20 protein-coding genes are annotated in these 19,887 nt (G+C 61.8%); 6 read left to right on the forward strand and 14 right to left on the reverse strand.

Annotated elements, in window-relative coordinates; genetic code table 11:
- The first annotated feature begins 37 nt into the window (after positions 1–37).
- The 6 genes from hpaE to hpaH all read left to right on the forward strand — a co-directional run bounded on the left by hpaE (position 38) and on the right by hpaH (position 5,013).
- Complete coding sequence (gene hpaE, locus ABIE32_RS05960; RefSeq protein WP_429014711.1) at positions 38–1,495, forward strand: 5-carboxymethyl-2-hydroxymuconate semialdehyde dehydrogenase; 1,458 nt, start codon at positions 38–40, stop codon at positions 1,493–1,495.
- A gap of 73 nt (positions 1,496–1,568) precedes the next feature.
- Positions 1,569–2,540 carry a tripartite tricarboxylate transporter substrate binding protein gene (locus tag ABIE32_RS05965; RefSeq protein ID WP_429014712.1) on the forward strand — a complete coding sequence of 324 codons (972 nt, stop codon included), beginning with the start codon at positions 1,569–1,571 and terminating at the stop codon, positions 2,538–2,540.
- Positions 2,541–2,548: 8 nt separating this feature from the next.
- On the forward strand, positions 2,549–2,875 hold the full coding sequence (locus ABIE32_RS05970; protein WP_224149930.1) for an aromatic ring-opening dioxygenase subunit LigA: 327 nt from the start codon (positions 2,549–2,551) through the stop codon (positions 2,873–2,875).
- A gap of 1 nt (position 2,876) precedes the next feature.
- Positions 2,877–3,695, forward strand: a complete 819-nt coding sequence (locus tag ABIE32_RS05975; RefSeq protein ID WP_429014714.1) for an extradiol ring-cleavage dioxygenase — start codon at positions 2,877–2,879, stop codon at positions 3,693–3,695.
- On the forward strand, positions 3,695–4,123 hold the full coding sequence (locus tag ABIE32_RS05980; RefSeq protein ID WP_429014716.1) for a 5-carboxymethyl-2-hydroxymuconate isomerase: 429 nt from the start codon (positions 3,695–3,697) through the stop codon (positions 4,121–4,123). The genes ABIE32_RS05975 and ABIE32_RS05980 overlap by 1 nt, the downstream gene beginning before the upstream one ends.
- 56 nt (positions 4,124–4,179) lie before the next feature.
- Positions 4,180–5,013, forward strand: a complete 834-nt coding sequence (gene hpaH, locus ABIE32_RS05985; protein WP_429014717.1) for a 2-oxo-hept-4-ene-1,7-dioate hydratase — start codon at positions 4,180–4,182, stop codon at positions 5,011–5,013.
- Positions 5,014–5,125: 112 nt separating this feature from the next.
- On the opposite strand, the gene ABIE32_RS05990 is transcribed toward hpaH, so the two are convergent.
- The 14 genes from ABIE32_RS05990 to ABIE32_RS06055 form a co-directional block, all read right to left on the reverse strand.
- Positions 5,126–5,875, reverse strand: a complete 750-nt coding sequence (locus ABIE32_RS05990; RefSeq protein WP_429014719.1) for an ABC transporter ATP-binding protein — start codon at positions 5,873–5,875, stop codon at positions 5,126–5,128.
- The gene (locus ABIE32_RS05995; RefSeq protein WP_429014720.1) at positions 5,872–7,764 is read right to left on the reverse strand and encodes an ABC transporter permease subunit; all 1,893 of its coding nucleotides are present in this window, start codon (positions 7,762–7,764) and stop codon (positions 5,872–5,874) included. Before ABIE32_RS05995 ends, ABIE32_RS05990 begins: the two co-directional genes overlap by 4 nt.
- Positions 7,761–8,789 (reverse strand): branched-chain amino acid ABC transporter permease, encoded by a 1,029-nt coding sequence (locus tag ABIE32_RS06000; protein ID WP_429014722.1) that lies wholly within the window; start codon positions 8,787–8,789, stop codon positions 7,761–7,763. The genes ABIE32_RS05995 and ABIE32_RS06000 overlap by 4 nt, the downstream gene beginning before the upstream one ends.
- Before the next feature lie 149 nt (positions 8,790–8,938).
- On the reverse strand, positions 8,939–10,087 hold the full coding sequence (locus ABIE32_RS06005; protein ID WP_224149936.1) for an ABC transporter substrate-binding protein: 1,149 nt from the start codon (positions 10,085–10,087) through the stop codon (positions 8,939–8,941).
- 148 nt (positions 10,088–10,235) lie between these two features.
- Complete coding sequence (locus ABIE32_RS06010; RefSeq protein WP_224152737.1) at positions 10,236–10,844, reverse strand: TetR/AcrR family transcriptional regulator; 609 nt, start codon at positions 10,842–10,844, stop codon at positions 10,236–10,238.
- 64 nt (positions 10,845–10,908) lie between these two features.
- On the reverse strand, positions 10,909–11,994 hold the full coding sequence (gene paaE / locus ABIE32_RS06015; RefSeq protein WP_429014724.1) for a 1,2-phenylacetyl-CoA epoxidase subunit PaaE: 1,086 nt from the start codon (positions 11,992–11,994) through the stop codon (positions 10,909–10,911).
- Positions 11,995–12,009: 15 nt separating this feature from the next.
- Positions 12,010–12,537 (reverse strand): 1,2-phenylacetyl-CoA epoxidase subunit PaaD, encoded by a 528-nt coding sequence (gene paaD, locus ABIE32_RS06020; RefSeq protein ID WP_429014725.1) that lies wholly within the window; start codon positions 12,535–12,537, stop codon positions 12,010–12,012.
- Positions 12,537–13,316, reverse strand: coding sequence for a 1,2-phenylacetyl-CoA epoxidase subunit PaaC (gene paaC / locus ABIE32_RS06025; RefSeq protein ID WP_429014727.1), 780 nt, complete (start codon positions 13,314–13,316; stop codon positions 12,537–12,539). Before paaC ends, paaD begins: the two co-directional genes overlap by 1 nt.
- 14 nt (positions 13,317–13,330) lie before the next feature.
- Positions 13,331–13,627 carry a 1,2-phenylacetyl-CoA epoxidase subunit PaaB gene (gene paaB / locus ABIE32_RS06030; protein ID WP_224149940.1) on the reverse strand — a complete coding sequence of 99 codons (297 nt, stop codon included), beginning with the start codon at positions 13,625–13,627 and terminating at the stop codon, positions 13,331–13,333.
- Positions 13,624–14,640 carry a 1,2-phenylacetyl-CoA epoxidase subunit PaaA gene (gene paaA / locus ABIE32_RS06035; RefSeq protein ID WP_429014729.1) on the reverse strand — a complete coding sequence of 339 codons (1,017 nt, stop codon included), beginning with the start codon at positions 14,638–14,640 and terminating at the stop codon, positions 13,624–13,626. The genes paaB and paaA overlap by 4 nt, the downstream gene beginning before the upstream one ends.
- A 39-nt stretch (positions 14,641–14,679) precedes the next feature.
- A complete protein-coding gene (locus ABIE32_RS06040; RefSeq protein ID WP_429014731.1) occupies positions 14,680–17,136 on the reverse strand; it encodes a penicillin acylase family protein in 2,457 nt (818 codons plus the stop codon).
- 50 nt (positions 17,137–17,186) lie between these two features.
- Positions 17,187–18,503 carry a phenylacetate--CoA ligase PaaK gene (paaK, locus tag ABIE32_RS06045; protein WP_429014732.1) on the reverse strand — a complete coding sequence of 439 codons (1,317 nt, stop codon included), beginning with the start codon at positions 18,501–18,503 and terminating at the stop codon, positions 17,187–17,189.
- A gap of 27 nt (positions 18,504–18,530) precedes the next feature.
- Positions 18,531–18,989, reverse strand: coding sequence for a hydroxyphenylacetyl-CoA thioesterase PaaI (gene paaI, locus ABIE32_RS06050; RefSeq protein WP_429014733.1), 459 nt, complete (start codon positions 18,987–18,989; stop codon positions 18,531–18,533).
- A gap of 28 nt (positions 18,990–19,017) precedes the next feature.
- Positions 19,018–19,848 (reverse strand): enoyl-CoA hydratase-related protein, encoded by an 831-nt coding sequence (locus ABIE32_RS06055; RefSeq protein WP_429014734.1) that lies wholly within the window; start codon positions 19,846–19,848, stop codon positions 19,018–19,020.
- Positions 19,849–19,887: the final 39 nt, after the last annotated feature.

Genomic DNA, 19,887 nt, shown 5'->3' on the forward strand with positions numbered 1-19,887 from the left:
CAAACACGTTCTGAAAGCCACCGCAGGAGACACAAGCATGCGTATTGACCATTTGATCAACGGCAAGAGCGTTGCCGGCAAAGACTATTTCGAAACCATCAACCCTGCCACGCAGGAAGTGCTGGCCGAGGTGGCTTCGGGCGGTGCCGCCGAGGCCGACGCTGCGGTAGCGGCAGCCAAGGAAGCATTTCCCAAGTGGGCGAACACGCCCGCCACAGAGCGAGCCAAGCTGGTGCGCAAACTCGGCGACCTGATCGCCCAGCATGTGCCAGAGATCGCCGAGACCGAGACCAACGACTGTGGTCAGGTGATTGCGCAAACCGGCAAGCAACTGGTGCCGCGTGCGGCCGACAACTTCTACTACTTTGCCGAAATGTGCACGCGGGTCGATGGCCACACCTACCCGACGCCTACGCATCTGAACTACACGCTCTTCCACCCGGTGGGTGTGTGTGCGCTGATCTCGCCGTGGAACGTTCCTTTCATGACCGCCACCTGGAAAGTCGCGCCGTGCCTGGCCTTCGGCAACACCGCCGTACTCAAGATGAGCGAGCTCTCGCCCATGACTGCCGCCCGCCTGGGCGAGCTGGCCCTCGAAGCCGGCATTCCTGCAGGTGTGCTCAACCTGGTGCATGGCTACGGCAAAGATGCAGGCGAGCCGCTGGTGGCGCACCGCGACGTGCGGGCCGTCTCATTCACCGGATCGACGCAGACCGGCAACCGCATCGTGCAGGCCGCAGGCCTCAAGAAGTTCAGCATGGAGCTGGGCGGCAAGAGCCCCTTTGTGGTCTTCGACGACGCCGACTTTGACCGCGCACTCGATGCCGCCATATTCATGATCTTCTCCAACAATGGGGAGCGCTGCACGGCTGGCAGCCGCATCCTGGTGCAAAAGAGCATCTATGTGAAGTTCGCCGACCGCTTCGCCGAGCGCGCCCGACGCATTACCGTAGGCGACCCGCTCGACGAAAAAACCATCGTCGGCCCCATGATCAGCCAGGCCCATCTGGCCAAGGTACGCCATTACATCGAACTGGGCCTCCAGGAAGGCGCCAGCATGCTGTGCGGCGGCCTGGACGCGCCTGTGGTGCCAGACCGCGTGAAAAATGGCAATTACGTTTTGCCCACCGTGTTTGCCGAGGTGAACAACCGCATGCGCATTGCACAGGACGAGATCTTCGGCCCGGTAGCCTGCATCATCCCGTTCAGCGATGAAGCCGAAGCCATACGCCTGGCCAACGACACCCAGTACGGGCTCTCCAGCTATGTATGGACCGAAAACATCGGCAAGGCCCACCGTGTGGCTGCGGCCATCGAGGCAGGCATGTGCTTTGTCAACAGCCAGAACGTGCGCGACCTGCGCCAGCCGTTTGGTGGCACCAAGGCATCGGGCACGGGCCGCGAAGGCGGCACCTGGAGCTACGAGGTGTTCTGCGAACCCAAGAATGTGGCTGTCTCCATGGGTTCACACCACATTCCTCACTGGGGAGTCTGAACAGTACGCCATCAAAGAACAGCGATCAACGCAATCGCAGAGCGCACCCGGCATACAAACGAAGGAGACATAGATGCAACGCCGCCAATTCATCCAATCCGCTGTTGGCACGATTGCCACGCTACCTGCGTGGCAGCTCGCCCATGCAGACGACTGGCCCAGTCGCCCGCTGCGCATCATCGTTCCATTCACGCCTGGGGGAACCACGGACGTGGTGACACGCCTGGTCGCCAATGAACTGGGCAAAAGCCTGGGGCAATCGGTGATTGTGGAGAACAAGCCGGGTGCAGGCACCGTGATCGGCGTGGACGCCGTAGCCAAGGCCGCGCCCGACGGCTACACCTTCGGCACCATCGCCAACAGCTTCACGGCCAACAAGACGCTGATCAAGAGCCTGCCCTACGACAGCGCCAGAGATCTGCGCCCTGTTGCACTGATGGGGCTGTCGGAGCATGTACTGGCCACCCATCCGGCCAGTGGGCTCAAAACCCTTGCAGACCTGAAAAAAGCGGCACTGGCCAAGCCCGGCTCGCTCAGCTACGCATCGTTTGGCAATGGTACATCTGCGCATCTGTCGGGCGCCCTGCTCTGCCAGATGCTCGGCATCGACATGGTGCATGTGCCCTACAAGGGCCAGGGCCCGGCCATGGCAGACCTGATCGGCGGACAGGTCACCGTCATGTTTGGCAATTGGCCCGAGTTCCGGGGCCAGATCGCCAGCGGCAAGTTGGTGGCATTGGGCATGGCGACCTTGCAGCGATCGCAGTTTGCACCCGATGTGCCTACCCTTGCGGAACAGGGCGCGGCGCTGGAATCCAATTCCTGGCAGGGCCTGCTGGCGCCCGCCAAGACCAGCGATGCCATCGTGCAGCGCCTGAACCAGGATGTGAACCTGGCACTGGCAAGCCCCGCCGTCATCAAGACGTTCCAGGAGGGCGGCATTGTCTCGAAGGCCGGCAGCGTGGAACAGTTTGCAGCCTTCATCCGCAGCGAGGAAGATAAATACGCCAGGATCATCCGCGCTGCCAACATCAGCATCGGCTAGGGGGGCTCATGAGCTTGTACGCAATGCAGAAGTTCCTCTTCCACCTGAACCGCGAACCCGAAGTGCAGCGCCGCTACCGCGAAGACCGAGAAGCGCTGCTCGCCGGCTATCCGTTGACCGACGAGGAACGCGACGCCATCCATCACGGAGATATCGGCAAGCTGTATGTACTGGGTTGCAACGGCCAGTTGCTGATGCACTTTGCCCCCCTTTTGGGTCTGGCCTGGGCCGACTATCTGCAGGCCATGCGCGACGGAGTTGCAAAGTACGGCCCGGTACGCGCCGGCGTGTATGCGATGACAACGGCAGTGGACGAGAAAGTAGCAGGGGTTTGATATGAGTCTGGTTTTTGCAGGCGTATGCAGCCACGCCCCCGGGATTACCGGCCGCGCCCATCTGGCCGATCCAGCGGTGAAGGATGCGTTCCACGCCGCATTCCACAGCATGGGGGTGCAATTGGCAGCGGCCCGGCCTGATGCGGTCATCGTCATCGCAGCCGAGCATTTTGCCAACTTCTTCATGAACAACATGCCCGCCTATGCAATCGGCATGGCCGCGCAGTACGAGGGGCCAATTGAAGATCCACAGTGGCTGGGCATTGAAAAGCGCACGATCCCCGGCAACCCCGATCTGTCTCGCCGCATCATCACCGAAGTGCTGCAAACCGTGGATACCGCTTTTGCCGAAGAGTGGAGATTCGACCACGGCATCATGGTGCCGCTGCACTTTCTCACCCCGCATTTCGACACGGACATCATCCCTGTCAACATCAACTGCCAGGGGCCTCCGCTGACACCGCTGCACCGCGCCTGGGCCTTTGGAGAAGCACTGCGCCGCGCCTGCGACAAGGCGCCTGAGCGCATTGCGATCATCGGTACCGGCGGCATCTCGCACTGGCCTGCCACGCCCGACTCGGGCAAGATCAACTGGGAGTGGGACCAGCAGTTCATGGATCGCTGGTGCCGCAACGACAAGGATGCCATGCTTGGCTACACCGATGCCGAAACCTACCGCGATGGAGGCCAGGGCGGCTTCGAAATCCGTACCTTCATCAGCGTGGCAGCCGCCGCACGCGGGCCGGGCCAGGTGCTGTACTGTGAGCCCATCCCCATCTTTGCGGTAAGTTGTACTGCGGCCACCATGGAGGTGCGGTGATGCCCCATGTCGTCGTGCTCTACACCGGCAATCTCGACCAACGCAGTGACATGGCAGCCCTGTGCCGCAGCCTCGCCGACACCATGCTCACCGTGCACGCCGAGGACGGCAGCCAGGTCTTCCCCACCGGCGGCACGCGTGTGCTCGCCTACCCTGCACCGCACTTTGCCGTGGCCGATGGCGGTGCGGCTGGCCAGGCGACAGGCGGCGATGGCGACTACCACTTTGTCTACATCAACCTGCGCATGGGCAAGGGGCGATCAAACGCTGTCAAGGCCCAAGCGGGGGACGCGCTGCTGGCCTGCGCCAAAGCACACTTTGCCACCCTGTTGGATGAACGGCACATGGGCCTGACCGTGCAGGTCGACGAAAGCCCCGGCCAGGTCTATGACGGCAAGCACAGCAGCCTGCACCCTCTTTTCAGATAGCGCCCTGAGTGGTTTCGCTGGCCCCATGTCACGCATTCAAGCAACGAACAACTGAGATGTTTACCCAAGAGCTTCTTTCCCAACTGGCCCAGGAACTTGACCACAGCGAGAGAACGCGCGTGCAGATCGAGCACTTCTCCAAACGCTATCCCGGGATGACCGTGGACGACGGTTACCGCGTGGCACGCGAATGGGTGCGTCTGCAGATCGCAGGTGGCCGCAAGGTCATTGGCCACAAGATCGGCCTCACCTCGCGTGCCATGCAGCTGTCCAGCCAGATCGACGAGCCCGACTACGGCACCCTGCTCGACAACATGCTCTACACCTGCAGCAACGGCCAGGTACTGGACATTCCCATCCAGAACTTCATTGCACCGCGTGTTGAGGTGGAGCTGGCTTTTGTGCTGAAAAAGCCGCTCAAAGGCCCAGGCCTCGCAGAAGGCAGGCAGCTTGGCATTGCCGACGTGCTCGATGCCACTGACTATGTGACGCCAGCCATTGAAATCATCGACGCGCGCATCGAACAGCTGGACCGTCACACGAAGACCATGCGCAAGGTGTACGACACCATCAGTGACAATGCTGCCAATGCCGGTATCGTCATGGGTGCCGGGCGAGCCGCACCGACAGAGGTGGATCTACCTTGGTGCGGCGCTATTCTGCGCCAGAACGGCGCAGTGGAAGAGACGGGCCTCGCAGCAGGCGTGCAAGGCCACCCTGCGGTCGGCGTAGCCTGGCTCGCCAACAAGCTGGCACCGTGGGGCGAATTCTTGAACGCTGGCGAAATCGTTCTGGCCGGCTCCTTCACCCGCCCTGTTGCGGCCAAGGCGGGAGATGTGTTCGAAGCCGACTACGGAAGACTGGGCAAGCTGGAATTCCGCTTCGTATGAGCAGATAGTAAAAAAACAGAGAGCTGGCAGCGTGCGCGGCCAGCTCTCTCTTTTTTGGGGATTATCGACAGCGGATCAGAACCGCGCACCAATAGATCAACAGATCAGCGGATCAATGTGCGACAGCCTCCTGCCTTCCCGCGCCCAGATAGGTATCGATGATGCGCTGGTCGTGCAGCAGATCGCGTGCATTGCCGCTGAGCGCCACGGCGCCCATCTCCAGCACATAGGCGCGGTCTGCCACCTTCAGCGCAGCACGCGCATTCTGCTCCACCAGCAGCACCGATACGCCGCGATCACGCAGCGATGCCACCACCTGCAGCACCTCGCGCACAATCAGTGGTGCCAGGCCCAGCGATGGCTCATCGAGCATCAGCAAGCGCGGCTTGGCCATCAGTGCGCGGCCAATGGCCAGCATCTGCCGCTCACCGCCCGACAGCGTGGATGCCATCTGCGCACGGCGCTCCTGCAGGCGCGGAAAGATGTCAAACACCTCCTGCAGGCGCGCTCCCTGGTCACGCTCGCCCTTGCGCCACAGCGAAAATCCGCCCAGCCGCAGATTGTCTTCCACCGACATCTCGCCAAACAGTTCACGCTTTTCCGGCACCAGCCCTATGCCATGCGACACCATGGCCTCCACCGTGGGCCGAGCGATCACGCCACCCGACAGGGACACCTGGCCCTTGGAAGGCAGCAGGCCCATGGCCGCCGACAGCAAGGTCGTCTTGCCCGCGCCATTGGGGCCAATCACGGTCACGATCTCTCCTGCCGCCACATGCAGATCGACCTGGTGCACGGCTTCCACTGGCCCGTACGATACGCACAACTGCGACAGCTGCAACAAGTGAGGGGTGCTGTTCATGTGGCCACCTCGTCTTCATCGGCACCGCCCAGATAGGCATCCAGCACGCGCTGGTTCGATTGAATCTCGGCAGGTGTTCCCGTGGCGATCACGGTGCCGAACTCCAGTACCGTGATGCGGTCAGCCAGGTTCATCACAAACTCCATGTCATGCTCCACCACCAGAATACCCAAACCTTCGGCGCGCAACTGGCGCAGCAACTGGGCGAGCGATTGCTTCTCCAAGTGCCGCAGGCCCGCCGCCGGTTCGTCCAGCAGCAAGGCTGCGGGCTGTCCCGCCAGGGCGCGAGCGATTTCGACAATGCGCTGCTGACCCAAGGCCAACGACCCCGCAGGCACATCGGCAAACGCGCCCAGGCCGCAGCGTTCGATCTGCTTACGCGCCTCGACCAGCAACGACGCCTCTTCGTGCCTGTCCAGTCGCAGCATGGATGCCAACCACCCCTTGTGCGCACGCAGATGGGCACCCAAGGCCACGTTTTCCAGTACCGTGCGCTGGCCCAGCAGGCGCACATGCTGAAAAGTACGCCCCAGGCCCAATGCGGCAAACCTGCGTGATGGCGCATCGGCCATGACATGGCCCATCAGTTGCACCTGGCCTTCGGTCGGCGAATCCACGCCCGAGATCATGTTGAAGAACGTACTCTTGCCTGCACCGTTCGGCCCGATCAACGCGTGCACCTCCCCGGCCTTCAGCGACATGGACACATCATTGTTCGCGACCAGGCCACCAAAGCGCTTGGTGACATGGTCGGCGGCCAACAAGGTGGTGCTTGCCGCAGGCGCCGTGCGCTGGTCCAGCGGATGAGATGTGGCCTGGACCTGCCTGCCTGCAGGCTGCTTGATCCAGCGCGCAGTCAAGCGCTGCAAGGTGGGCCACAGCCCCTGGTCAAAACGCTGCAGCACCAGCACCATCAGCAGGCCGAAAACGATCACTTCAAAATTACCGCTGGTGCCCAGCAGGGCGGGCAGAATGTCCTGCAGCTTCTCCTTCAGCAAGGTGATCAGGGTAGCGCCCAGCACGGCACCCCAGAGGTGACCCGCACCACCCACCACCGCCATGAACAGGTACTCGATACCGATGTTCAGGTTGAAGGGCGCGGGGCTCACAAAGCGCTGCATGTGCGCATACAGCCAGCCGGACAGGGTAGCGAGCAACGCGGCTAGCACAAACAGCTTGACGCGGTGGCGCGCGGTGTTGATGCCCATTGATTCGGCCATCACCTGCCCGCCCTTGAGCGAGCGGATCGCCCGCCCTTCTCGCGAATCGAGCAGATTGCTCAGCAGCCACAGTGCCAGCAGCAGCACGGCCCAGACGAGCACACCCATGACCCGGGGCGACGCAAAGGAGACGCCTGCAATCACCAATGGTGGAATGCCTGTGATGCCGGTCTGGCCGCCCAGAAATTCCATGTTGCCAAACAGGTAGTACAGGCTCAGGCCCCAGGCAATGGTGCACAGCGGCAGATAGTGTCCTTGGAGCTTGACGGTGACGGACCCCAGCACCCAGGCAACGATGAAGGTGATCACAAAGCCCAGCACCAGGCCCACCCACGGCAGGCCAGCCGCGCCCACCGCACTGCCGAAGAACTGTACCGCCACCGGCGACGTACATGCCCACGCCGTGGCATAGGCGCCGATACCGACAAAGGCGGCCTGTCCAAACGATGTCATGCCGCCCACTCCGGTCAGCAACACCAGGCCGGCGGCCACCATGGCATAGAGGCCGATGTAGCTCAGGATCACCACGGTGAAATCAGGCAGAAATCCCCAGGCCAATGCAAACAGCACAATGGCGGCGGCGGTGAGCATCCGGGGAGTGACAACACCTGCAGCGCTTGCGGGCGCGGAGTTGGCCATGGGGCCAGATTTGGGTACCGGCGCGCTCATTCTTCTTCCTCCACATGGCGGCTGTTGCGCGATCTCCACCACAGCACCGGAATAATCATCGCAAACACCAGCACCTCCTTGTACGCGCTGGCCCAGAAGGTGGAAAAGGACTCCAGCAGGCCCACCAGCAGCGCGCCTGCCAGTGCCAGCGGATAGCTGGCAAGACCGCCGATGATGGCCGCTACAAAGCCTTTGAGCCCCACCATGAATCCGGTGTCGTAATACACCGTGGTGAGCGGCGCGATCAGCAAGCCCGAGATGGCGCCGATCAAGGCAGCGAGGGCAAAGCTCAGATCGCCCGCCAGCGCAGTTGGAATTCCCATCAGGCGCGCGCCTACCCGGTTGATGGCTGTTGCGCGCAAGGCCTTGCCGAGCATTGATCGTTCAAAAAACACGAACAGCGATATCACCAGTACCAGCGCAACACCCAGCACCACCAGGGACTGGCCCGAAATGGAAATGTCCGCAATGTCGAACTTGGACTCCGAGAAGGGCGTGGTACGCGAGCCCTCTGCACCAAAGAACAGCAGGCCCAAGCCCACCAGCACGCCGTGAAGCGCGACCGAAATGATGAGCAGCAGCAGCACGGAAGCATTTGCCACCGGCCGGTACGCCACACGGTAGAGCAACGGGCCCATGGGCATCACCAGCACCAAAGCAGTGATCGACTGCAGCAGCAGCGAACTGGGCTTGACGCCCAGGGCCAGCATCGCCGCCACGGCGGGAAAGCCTACGCACCACAGCAGGGTTGCGGGCCAACTGCCGCCCTGGCCGGAGCGGGCACGCCACAGCTCCCCCACGAGCGCAACGGCAGCCATGACCAACAGCAGCCACAACGTGGAAGGCGTCTTGCCCGCCTGCATCATGGCCATGGTGAGCGCGCCATAGGCGACAAACTCTCCCTGCGGAATGAAAATGATGCGTGTGACGGAAAACACGAGCACCAGGGCCACCGCCATCAGCCCGTAGATGGCACCATTGACGATGCCGTCCTGCCCCAGCAGCAAGGCAATTTGCAAATCCATAGTCGACTTTCGAAAACGCGGAAAGATGAAACACCCCGGAGCTGCCTTGCGGCGCACCGCAAGGGAAACTGCGGCCCCATCAGCAAAACGGCTTTTGCTGACCGTCTCGCAGATGGGGCCGCGCCTGTTTCATGCGTTGCAGGCGTATATCAGGGTTGGTACTTCCAGGTGCCGTTTTCGATCTTGACCATCACCACACCATTCTGGATGCCGAGGTGGTCAGTGGGTGACATGGAGAAAATGCCGTGTGCGCCAGGTACATTCTTGGTCTGCTCCAAGGCATCGCGCAACGCCGCGCGGAACTCCGGTGTGCCAGGCTGCGCCTTTTTCAGCGCTTCGGGCACAGCGGCAAACAGGATCTTTCCTGCATCCCATGCATGTGCGCCAAAAGTGGCTGCAGTGCCCTTGCCATACTTGCCCTCATAGGCCTTGACGTAATCCACGCCCTCCTTCTTGACCGGGTTGCTGTCAGGCAACTGATCGGCCACCAGCACCGGGCCCGCAGGCAGGAAGGTGCCTTCCACGTCCTTGCCGCCTACGCGCAGAAAATCTGCATTGGCCACACCGTGGGTCTGGTAGTACTTGCCCTTGTAGCCACGCTCCTTGAGGGTTTTCTCCGGCAGGGCCGCCGGTGTGCCCGAACCCGCCACCAGCACCGCATCCGGCTTGGCAGCCATCAGCTTCAGTGCCTGACCGGTCACGGATGTATCGGCGCGCGAAAAGGCTTCGGTCGCCACGATCTTCAGGCCCTTGGCTTCACCGGCCTTTTTGAATTCCTGCAGCCAGCTCTCGCCATAGGCATCGTTGAAGCCGATGTAGCCGACGGTCTTGACGCCACTCTTGGCCATATGGTCTGCAATGGCGCCGGCCATCAGTCCATCGTTCTGGGGCGTCTTGAAGACCCACTTCTTCCTGTCGTCCATCGGCTCGATGATCTTCGCAGAAGCCGCCAGGGTGATCATGGGGGTCTTGCCTTCTGCCACCACGTCGATCATTGCCAGAGAGTTGGGCGTGATGCTGGAGCCGATGATGATGTCGGCCTTGCTCTCGCTGATCAGCTTGCGGGTGTTGGAGACGGCTGCGGTGGTGTCGGACGCATCATCGAGAATGATGTAGTTGACCTTCTGCCCCCCGATGGTCTGCGGCATCAGCGCAATTGTGTTTTTCTCCGGAATGCCCAGTGATGCAGCCGGGCCGGTTGCCGACAGCACCACACCCACATTGATGTCGGCCCAGGCCGAACCCCACGCTGCAGCCAGTGCGGCAGCAACAATTCCCAGTTTTGCAAAGCGCTTCATATATTGTCTCCTTGAAGATGGCTCTTACTAAACGACCCCTACGATTGCGATGATGGCTGCGATGCAATGGGCAATGTCGGTGCGAGATCCATGGCTATCACAACGGCACAACAATTTAACTTATTAAATAATTTTTCACCAGTATTTTTCAGCGTTTCTGACCTGGGGTTTGCACTGCCCCTACGCCTCCCAGAAACAGATCGGCGACAACAGGCGCCATGGCGTCGTAGCTCAAGGCACCATGGGGCTTGAGCCAGGTGAACATCCAGTTCATCATGCCGAACAACAGCATGGTGAGTGCCTTGGTCAGCCCCGCCTGGTCCGTCTGGGGGCGCAGCTCACGCACAGCGCGTGCCACGCTCTCCACCACCTGACGTTCACCGTTCAGAATCCGCTCCTGATCCTCTTCATTCAAGAAACGCACATCCTCGGTCAGCACCCGGTGCTCGTTGACGGCATGGGCATACTCCTGCACAAAGCGCTCGATCAACAAGCGCAGGCGAGGCTCGGCAGGCAGCTGCTGATCCACCCCGTCCACCAGGGCAATCAGTCGCGTGATATGCGCATCGCAAATCTCAAGCAGCAACGCATTCTTGTCCTTGAAGTAATGGTAGAGCGCCGGCTTGGACAGGCCGCAGGCACTCGCCACCTCATTCATCGAGGTTGCCGCGTAGCCTGCGCGGGCAAACAGCTCCGCAGCCTGGTGCAGGATATGTTCTCTCTGGTCTTCATAACCGGGTGCCCGTCCTCGAGCCATGGCGTCTTCCTTGTTGATGATGGTGGCGCTCATCATGCCTCAAACCATTCTCCCTTCCAGGGTATCAACGCTCATCAAATGAGAGCACAACGCGCTCTGTCAACGGGTGTGCCTGGCAGGTGAGGATGAAGCCATCGGCCACCTCCTTTTTATCCAAGGCAAAGTTGCGCTCCATCCGCACCTCGCCTTCCACCAGCTTGGCCCGGCAGGTACCGCATACACCGGAGGTGCATGAATAAGGTACCTCCATGCCAGCAGCAGATGCCGCATCGAGAATGCTTGGCTGTCCTTTGGTAAACGGAATCTCGCGTGACAGGCCATCGCGGATGATCACAATGCGCGCGGCCTCGGCGTCTCCTGGCTTGGCTTCGTGCACCACAGCGCCCACCGTGCCAGCAGCCTGCAGCGCCACGCCAAAGCGCTCAATATGGATGCGCTCTTCCGGAACCCCTGCAGCCAGCAAGGCAGCCTCGGCCTCGTCATTCATCTGGAAAGGGCCGCAGACATAGACATGGTCAATGCGACCAGCCGGCACCACGCTTGCCAGAAATTCACCGATCTTTTCACGGTTCATCGTGCCGCTGTTGATCGGCGCATCGGTGTGCTCGTCCGAAAACACGTGCTGCAGCACCAGACGCGACATGTAGCGGTTCTTGAGGTCTTCGATCTCTTCCTTGAACATGGTCGATCGCAATGCGCGGTTGCCATAGATCAGGGTGAACCGGCTTGCGGGCTCGCGCGCCAGCACGGTCTTCATGATCGAGAGGATCGGCGTGATGCCGCTGCCACCAGCAATGCCCACATGGTGGCGGGCGGCATCGCTTTCGATGGGTACGAAGAACCGCCCTTGCGGCGCCATCACCTGGATAGTGTCACCGGGCTGCAGGTGTTCGTTGATCCAGTTGGAGAACACGCCGCCGCGCACCTTGCGCACGCCCACGCGCAACTCATCATCGTCTACGCCTGCGCAGATCGAATAGGAACGGCGCAGGTCCTGGCCGTCGATATTCGCGCGCAAGGTCAGATACTGGCCCTGTGTGAAGCCAAATACTTCGCGCAGGTCCGTGGGCACGTCAAACGACACCACCACCGCTTCTTGCGTATCCGGCTCGATCTTGCGCACGCGCAGCGGATGGAAACTGATGCTCATACTGGATTCCTCAACTCAAATAGGCTTGAAGTGCTCAAAGGGTTCGCGGCAAGCCAGGCACCGGTACAAGGCCTTGCAGGCAGTGGCACCAAAGGCGGACAGCCGCTCTGTCTGCGCGCTTCCGCAACGCGGGCACGCGGGTGTTGCAGTGCTCATGCTGCGGCCGAAGAACCGGATCGGCACTGCGGCATCCTTGTCCACCATGCCTGGCGGCGCGATGCCGTATTCGGCCAGCTTGCGCCGACCTTCTGCACTGATCCAGTCCGTCGTCCAGGCAGGTGCGCGGCGCAACGTCACCCACGCCGGGCCCAGGCCTGCGGCGTCGATGGCGGCCAACACATCGCTCTCGATCACCTCGGTCGCCGGGCAGCCCGAGTAGGTCGGCGTCAGCACGATCTCCAGCCCTGCCTCCCCGGCAACCACGTCGCGCACAATGCCCAGGTCGCACACCGATACGGCAGGCACCTCGGGGTCCAGCACGGTGTGGAGCACTTTCCAGGCGGCACTCACCCGAGCTTCCTGCGCAAGGTCAGTTGCATGCATCACCATGCTCCTGCAGGAAAAGCGCGCTGCAGATATTGCATATCGGCCAGGATGAAGCCCATGTGCTCGCTATGGCGGCCGCGCTTGCCTTCGCTCAGAAACTGTGACGCTGCGGGCTCTGCCAACTGCGCCTCGGCCAGAACTTCACGCATTTGTGCGTACCAGTCATCCTTCAATGCAGACCAGAGCGGGCCCCAGCCAGCATCTGCGGCGGCCTCGTCAGCTGCGTCGGTATCGAACAACTCCGGCGCGTAGCGCCACAGTTGTTTCACCGCAGCTTCCATACGGGTGCGCGACTCGTCCGTGCCATCACCCAGCCGCACCACCCAGTCTGCGGAGTGCTGCTGGTGGTATCGCACTTCTTTCACGGCCTTGGCGGCAATCGCGCGCAACTCTTCATTGCAGCTCTCCACGCTCACCCGCTCCCACAGCAGCTTCAGCCAGGTGGCGAGCATGGTGTTGCGCAACACGGAGAATGCAAAATCTCCTCGTGGCAACTCGGCCAGCGTCACGTTGAAGTAATCGCGTTCATTGCGCAGAAAAGCCAGCTGATCTTCATCATGGCCGTTCCCTTCCACCTGCCCGGCCAGGGTGAGCACGGCGCGCGCCTGCCCGATCAGATCGAGCGCAATGTTGGACATGGCAATGTCCTCTTCCAGGACCGGTGCATGGCCACACCATTCACTGATGCGTTGGGCCAGGATCAGGCAGCTGTCGCCGACGCGCAGCAGGTATTGCGTCGCGGGCGTAAGTGCAAGTTGTATGGATTCAGCAGGCATGGTTTCTCCCGGGATCACATGTGATCCACTTCCTTGGGCAACTGGAAGAAGGTGGGGTGGCGATACACCTTGTCTTCCGCAGGATCGAAATACATGTCCTTGTCACCAGGGTCGCTCGCCACAATCTGCTCGGACTGCACCACCCACACACTGCAGCCTTCCTGCCGACGGGTATACACATCGCGCGCCATCTGGATGGCCATTCTGGCGTCCGCTGCATGCAGGCTGCCGCAGTGCTTGTGGTCCAGGCCTGCCTTGCTGCGCACAAATACCTCCCACAGAGGCCATTCCATTTTGATACTGTCGTTCATGCGGCCTCCTTGATGGCGCGACTCTGTTGTTTGCGGGCATGGGCCAGCGCTGCTTCGCGCACCCAGGCCCCGTTGTCCCAAGCTTGCACACGGGCACCCAACCGCTCCTGGTTGCAGGGCCCGTCTCCGGCAATCACACGCCAGAATTCATCCCAATCGATGGGCCCGTGGTCATGGGCACCACGCACCTCGTTCCATTTCAGCTCCGGGTCCGGCAGAGTCACGCCCAGGATCTGCGCCTGCTCCACGGTCGCGTCGATGAACTTCTGGCGCAGCTCATCGTTGGAGACACGCTTGATGCCCCAGCGCATCGATTGCGCACTGTTGGGCGATTGGTCATCGGGTGGACCGAACATCATGATCGATGGCCACCACCAGCGGTTGACCGCGTCCTGCACCATGTCCTTCTGTGCCTGGGTGCCGCTCTTCATCATCGTGAGCAGCGCGTCAAAGCCCTGACGCTGGTGAAAGCTCTCCTCGCGGCAGATGCGGATCATGGCACGTGCATAGGGTGCATAGGAGCAGCGGCAGATCGGCACCTGGTTCATGATGGCCGCGCCATCCACCAGCCAGCCGATGGTGCCGATATCGGCCCAGGTCAGCGTGGGGTAGTTGAAGATGGAGCTGTACTTGGCCTTGCCGCTGTGCAGCGCGTCGAGCATCTGGTCACGCGAGGTGCCCAGTGTTTCAGCCGCCGCGTACAGATACAGGCCATGGCCGCCCTCGTCCTGCACCTTGGCCAGCAGAATGGCCTTGCGCTTGAGGGTGGGCGCACGGCTGATCCAGTTGCCTTCGGGCAGCATGCCGACGATCTCCGAGTGCGCATGCTGGCTGATCTGGCGCAGCAAGGTCTTGCGGTAATGGTCGGGCATCCAGTCCTTGGCTTCGATGAACTCGCCCGCGTCGATGCGCTCATCAAAGCGCTCCTGCAGGCGCGCCTCTTCGGCAGAGCGAACGGGCTTGTTGCCGTCTCCCGGCTCTTTGCCCATAGTGTCCATGGCTTGGGTGTACATGGTGAACCTCCTGAAATGTGTGGGTCGTACTGGATTTGCTCAATAGCGGAGTACCTGAACCGAAGTGGCACGGCGATCCACCTCGGCAGCTGTCAGCGCTTCGCGCTTGCAGCCAAAGTTCTTGAACAGCTCCATCTGATCGGCGTAATGCGGCGATTTGGTGCCATCCGGCGCAACAAAGCCGCTCTGGCCGGGCGGTGCAGCAGTGCACAGGCTCACGCCCTTGGCACCGAGCACCACCTTGTCGTTCTGGGTACCGCGGTTCATATAACTTGGCAGCGTGAGCAACTCATCGGCATTGGCTTGCGGCGCACCGATGAAGTTCTTGGTCAGAAAGACATGCCGAGTGACAGGCATGCGCCATGCGGCGGTATCCGCGCCATGGCGCTGCTGCAACTCTTTCATGGCTTCGGCCAGCGTAGCGCGCAGTACCGTGTTCTTGTCCTGGCCGTTGAAAAAGTCATAGGTCTGCGGTACACCCGCCTTGGCACCCAGGAGCGCGTTGTAGACCAGCTTGAGTCCATTGCCTGGCCGAATGCTCGCCACCTGCGTATCGCCTGCATAGCCGCCACCTGCATAGGCGGCAAACACCTCAGGCGGCAGATCATCGGCCAGCACTGCCTTGAAAAGAACCGGCAGCCAGGTCATCATCAGCGTCGTGGCCGGGCTGTCATAGCTGCCGCGCTCCGATGGGTCTTCATTGAGCATATTCCAGCCAGCCAGAAGTTGTGCTGCGCGGCGGGCCGGATCATTGGGAGGCAGGCCGCGCGTGGCCTCGGCCACAAAGGGCAGCAGATAGCGCGCATTGGTGTCTGCGTAGGCGGTGGCACGGTTGAGGTCCCACAACTCCTCAGGGGTGAGACGGGCCTTGGCATTGAGCCTGGCGCTGAATTCGTTCACACGGTCCACCACCGAATAGTTGCCGCCGTCACTCACGGCGCCGGGTGCCGACTGGTTGTTCCAGTTCACCACATAGCCCTGCTCCGGATTGAGCACCTGCGGGTCCTCGCGGAAAGGCCGAATGCCTTCCCACTCCATGGAGCCGTCGCCCAATGCAGGAAGGCGGATATCCTGGTGTGCAGGGCGGATCGGCAGGCGACCGGGCGACACGTAACCGATGTTCCCTTCGGTGTCTGCGTAATACCAGTTGATGGTGATGGCCACGCGCGAAGCCTGGGCCAGCCATTGCTGCCAGTTCTGCGCCCGCATTGAGTGGATCCAGCCCAGCAGGGACTCCAGCTCGTAACCGTCCCAGCTGCGCTTCATCGAGTAGGCAACGCCGTTGGGTATGTCGAAGTTGGTGACCGTGCCATGCACCGTCGAAAAAATATCCAGGCTCTGGTCGGCTTCTGCCTTGACCTTGATGGTCTCGGTCCGCTTCGCCATGGCCCGCATCGTGCCGTTGAACCGGTACTCATGTGGATTGGCCGGGTTCAGCTGCTCCTGGTACATGTCGTTCACATCCAGCGGGCCCGCTGTGGCGCCCCAGGCGATCTTGCCGTTGGTACCGAACAGCACCACAGGGTGCGCAAAGGGGGTGTTTCCGGTCACATCGAAACCTGCGCCGTGCATGCCGATGCCAAACACGTATGACGGGTTGAACCAGTTGAACTGCGGCCCATTGATGAAGACCGTGCTGCCGTCACTCGTCTTTTGGGGACCGGCGATCCAGAGGTTGCTGGCAATCGGCCGCTGCCAGGGCTGCGCAACGCCTCGGTGCGCGGCATCCATTTCGTCGCGCGCTGCCAGCAATTCTGGTGAGACGGGCGCAAGCTTGGCCATGTGCCCGTCATTCGCGGCGATCGGTCGGATTGCACCATTGACGCGAGGCACCGTGGTGGGAGCCCGGGTGTCTTCCACCCAGCGGATCTGATCGAACAACTGCCTGCCCTGCACATCGCCCTTGGCCTTGCGCAACTGCTCCAGCAGGCGCAGATTGGCGAGCTCGCTGCTCACATTGGAATAGCGGTTGGCCATGGTACCGACCCAGATCATGGCCACGTCGTAGCCCGACCAGTCAGCCTTGGGCTCAAAGCCGGCATCAATGAACTGTTTGGGCAACAAGGTGGCACGCGCTGCCAGCACCTCGTTCACGCGGGCATTGAAGCCGGCAGCATAGCCATCGAAGATGGCCTTGTCGTCTGGTGACAGACGGGCCATCTGGCCTCTGATCGATTCCGGCGAGAAACTGGCGCGACTGCCCTTGTCGAGCGCGACGTAGGCCGGCCCCATTACTTCGGAGACGGTGCCCAGCACAGCGCGGCGTGCCATCTCCATCTGGAAGAGGCGGTCTTGCGCCACTGCATAGCCAAAACCATGGAACAGTCCGCGCACGTCATTGGCGTATACGTGCGGTACACCGAAGTCATCACGCTTGATGGTGACCTGGCCATGCGTCGTTGCAGCGCCCATCGGGGCAACGGCAGTCGAGGCACAGCCCGCTGCCAGCAGTGCGGCAGCAGTGATCAGGGAAATGCGGCGGAGCGTGAAGGTCATGGGGTTGGCCTGGAGCAGGGAATCAAGTTGAACAATGGTCTGTCAGGCCATCAACGGGGCCGCTTGTCGAACACGCGCCGGGCCTTGCCGGTCTGCGTGCGCTCGATACCATCCGGATCGAACACCCGCACCATCGTGGAGATGCCCACCAGCGTCTTGATGCGGTGCTGCACCCATTGCGCGATTTCAGTGCGCTCGCCATCGGCCATGCCGCGCAGCTCGGGCACCAGTTCGCAATGCACCTCCACGGTGTCCAGTAGCCCTTCACGGTTGATATGCAGTTGGTACACGCCAGTGAGCTTCTGGTGCGCCAGCACGATCTCTTCCACCTGAGTGGGAAAGACATTGACGCCACGGATGATCATCATGTCGTCGCTGCGGCCCACGATCTTGCCCATGCGGCGGAAGGAGCGCGCCGTCGGCGGCAGCAGGCGTGTCAGATCGCGTGTGCGGTAGCGGATGATGGGCATGGCCTCCTTGGACAGGGAGGTGAAGACCAGCTCGCCTTCTTCGCCATCGGCCACCACTTCGCCGGTGTCCGGGTTGATGATCTCGGGGTAGAAATGGTCTTCCCAGATGACCGGGCCGTCCTTGGTTTCAACGCACTCGCTGGCCACGCCCGGGCCCATCACTTCGGACAAGCCATAGATATCCACGGCATCCAGACCCGCCTTGTGCTCGATATCCTTGCGCATGGCTTCGGTCCAGGGTTCGGCGCCAAAGATGCCAATCTTGAGCGAACTGGCGGCAGCGTCCAACCCCTGGCGCTGGAACTCTTCCACCAGCACCTGCATGTAGCTAGGTGTCACCATGATGATGTCGGGCTTGAAGTCGGTGATCAGTTGCACCTGCTTCTCCGTCTGTCCACCCGACATGGGCACCACGGTGCAGCCAGCGCGTTCCGCTCCGTAATGCGCCCCCAGGCCACCGGTGAACAGGCCATAGCCATAGGCCACATGCACCATGTCACCCTGGCGCCCACCGGCTGCACGAATGGAACGCGCCACCAGATCCGCCCAGGTATTGATGTCCTTGAGCGTATAGCCCACGACAGTCGGCTTTCCGGTCGTGCCACTGGAGGCATGCACGCGCGCCACCTTGTTGCGCGGCACGGCAAACATCCCGAAGGGGTAGTTGTCGCGCAATTCCTTCTTGGTGGTGAATGGAAACTTTGCCAGGTCCTTGAGACTCTTCAGATCCGATGGATGCACGCCTTTGGCATCGAAAGCCTGGCGGTAATGCGGCACGTTCTCATAGGCGTGCTGCAGCGACCAGCGCAGGCGCTGCAGCTGCAAGGCCTCGATTTCGTCGCGGCTGGCAGTCTCTATGGGGTCGAAAACGTTGGCTGGGGAAACTCGGTCATTCATGGTGGGAACCTCTAGGCATCTTGACAATCAGTCTTGGGCGGGCACGGTCTGCTTGCCCTTCATGCGGTATGAACGCCCCCGGAACAGGGCGATCACCTCTCCCGCCCCATTGCAGATCCGTACGTCGTACACGCCGGTACGGCCTGCCTGTGAAACCTCTCTGGCTTCGGCCACCAGCACGTCGCCGGGCTTGCCGGGCGCCACAAAATCCACCGACAAGCCCGATGCCACTGTCATTTCGTTGTAGCTGTTGCAGGCATAGGCAAAGGCGGTATCGCCCAAGGTCGTGATATAGCCGCCATGGCAGATGTCAAAGCCATTGAGCATGTCGCTGCGCACTGCCATCTCGATGGTGGCCTCGCCTGGCGCCATATGGGTGACGCGCATGCCCAGCCCCTGCGCAGCACGGTCACGGGCAAACATGCCGTCGCGCACGCGCTCGGCGAGCTGCTGCGAAGTCATCGCAGCGGAAATGGTGGCATCCATTGGCAATCTCCAGAATGAAAGGTGTGCATCAGCGATCACTGAAAGCGGGGGCGCGCTTGGCCATGAAGGCAGCAACCCCTTCCAGGTAGTCGTGGGCGCTGCCCAGCCGCTTTTGCTCGCGTGCTTCCACTGCGAGCGATGCGGAAAATTCGAGGTCCTGCGCCGCATCCATGGCGCGGCGCGTGGTCACGAGGGCCTGGGTCGGCATGGAGGCAAGGCGGCAGGCAAGGATTTCCACCTCCGCCAGAAAGGCGGTATCCGGCACACAGCGCCATATCAGCCCGATGCGCTCTGCCTCGGCTGCGGGCAGCTTGTCACCCAGCAATGCCAGGCCCAGTGCGCGCTGGCGCCCCACCAGGCGCGGCAGCAACCAAGTGCCTCCACTGTCAGGCAGCAAGCCGATCTTGGTAAACGCCTGGATGAAATTGGCCGATTCTGCCGCCACCACCAGGTCGCAGCACAACGCGATATTGGCGCCCGCGCCAGCCGCCACGCCATTGACCGCCGCGATCACCGGAACGGGCATGGCGCGCAACTGCTCGCACAGGGGCTGGTAATGGTGCTCGATCAGCACGCTCAAATCCGTAGGCTCCTGGCCTGCAGGCGCTGGTGCGGCACCCTCGTCGGCCAGATCCTGCCCCGCGCAGAAACCACGCCCGGCTCCAGTCAGCACCACGCAGCGCACGTCGGCATCGGCAGCCGCTGCCCGCAACGCAGATGCCAGAGCGCGGTGCATGGCCTGCGTGAAACTGTTGAGCGCCTGCGGGCGGTTGAGCGTAATGACGCATACGCTGCCCCGGCGCTCCTGCAGCACCAGCGGTTCGCCGGATGGATTCGTGGTTGGGCTCGCTTCTGGCATGTCCGTGCTTTCTACAACGTGGTACCTGGCTGGCTTTTG

The organism is Comamonas sp. 4034, from assembly GCF_050434545.1.
GTDB lineage: Bacteria > Pseudomonadota > Gammaproteobacteria > Burkholderiales > Burkholderiaceae_C > Comamonas > Comamonas odontotermitis.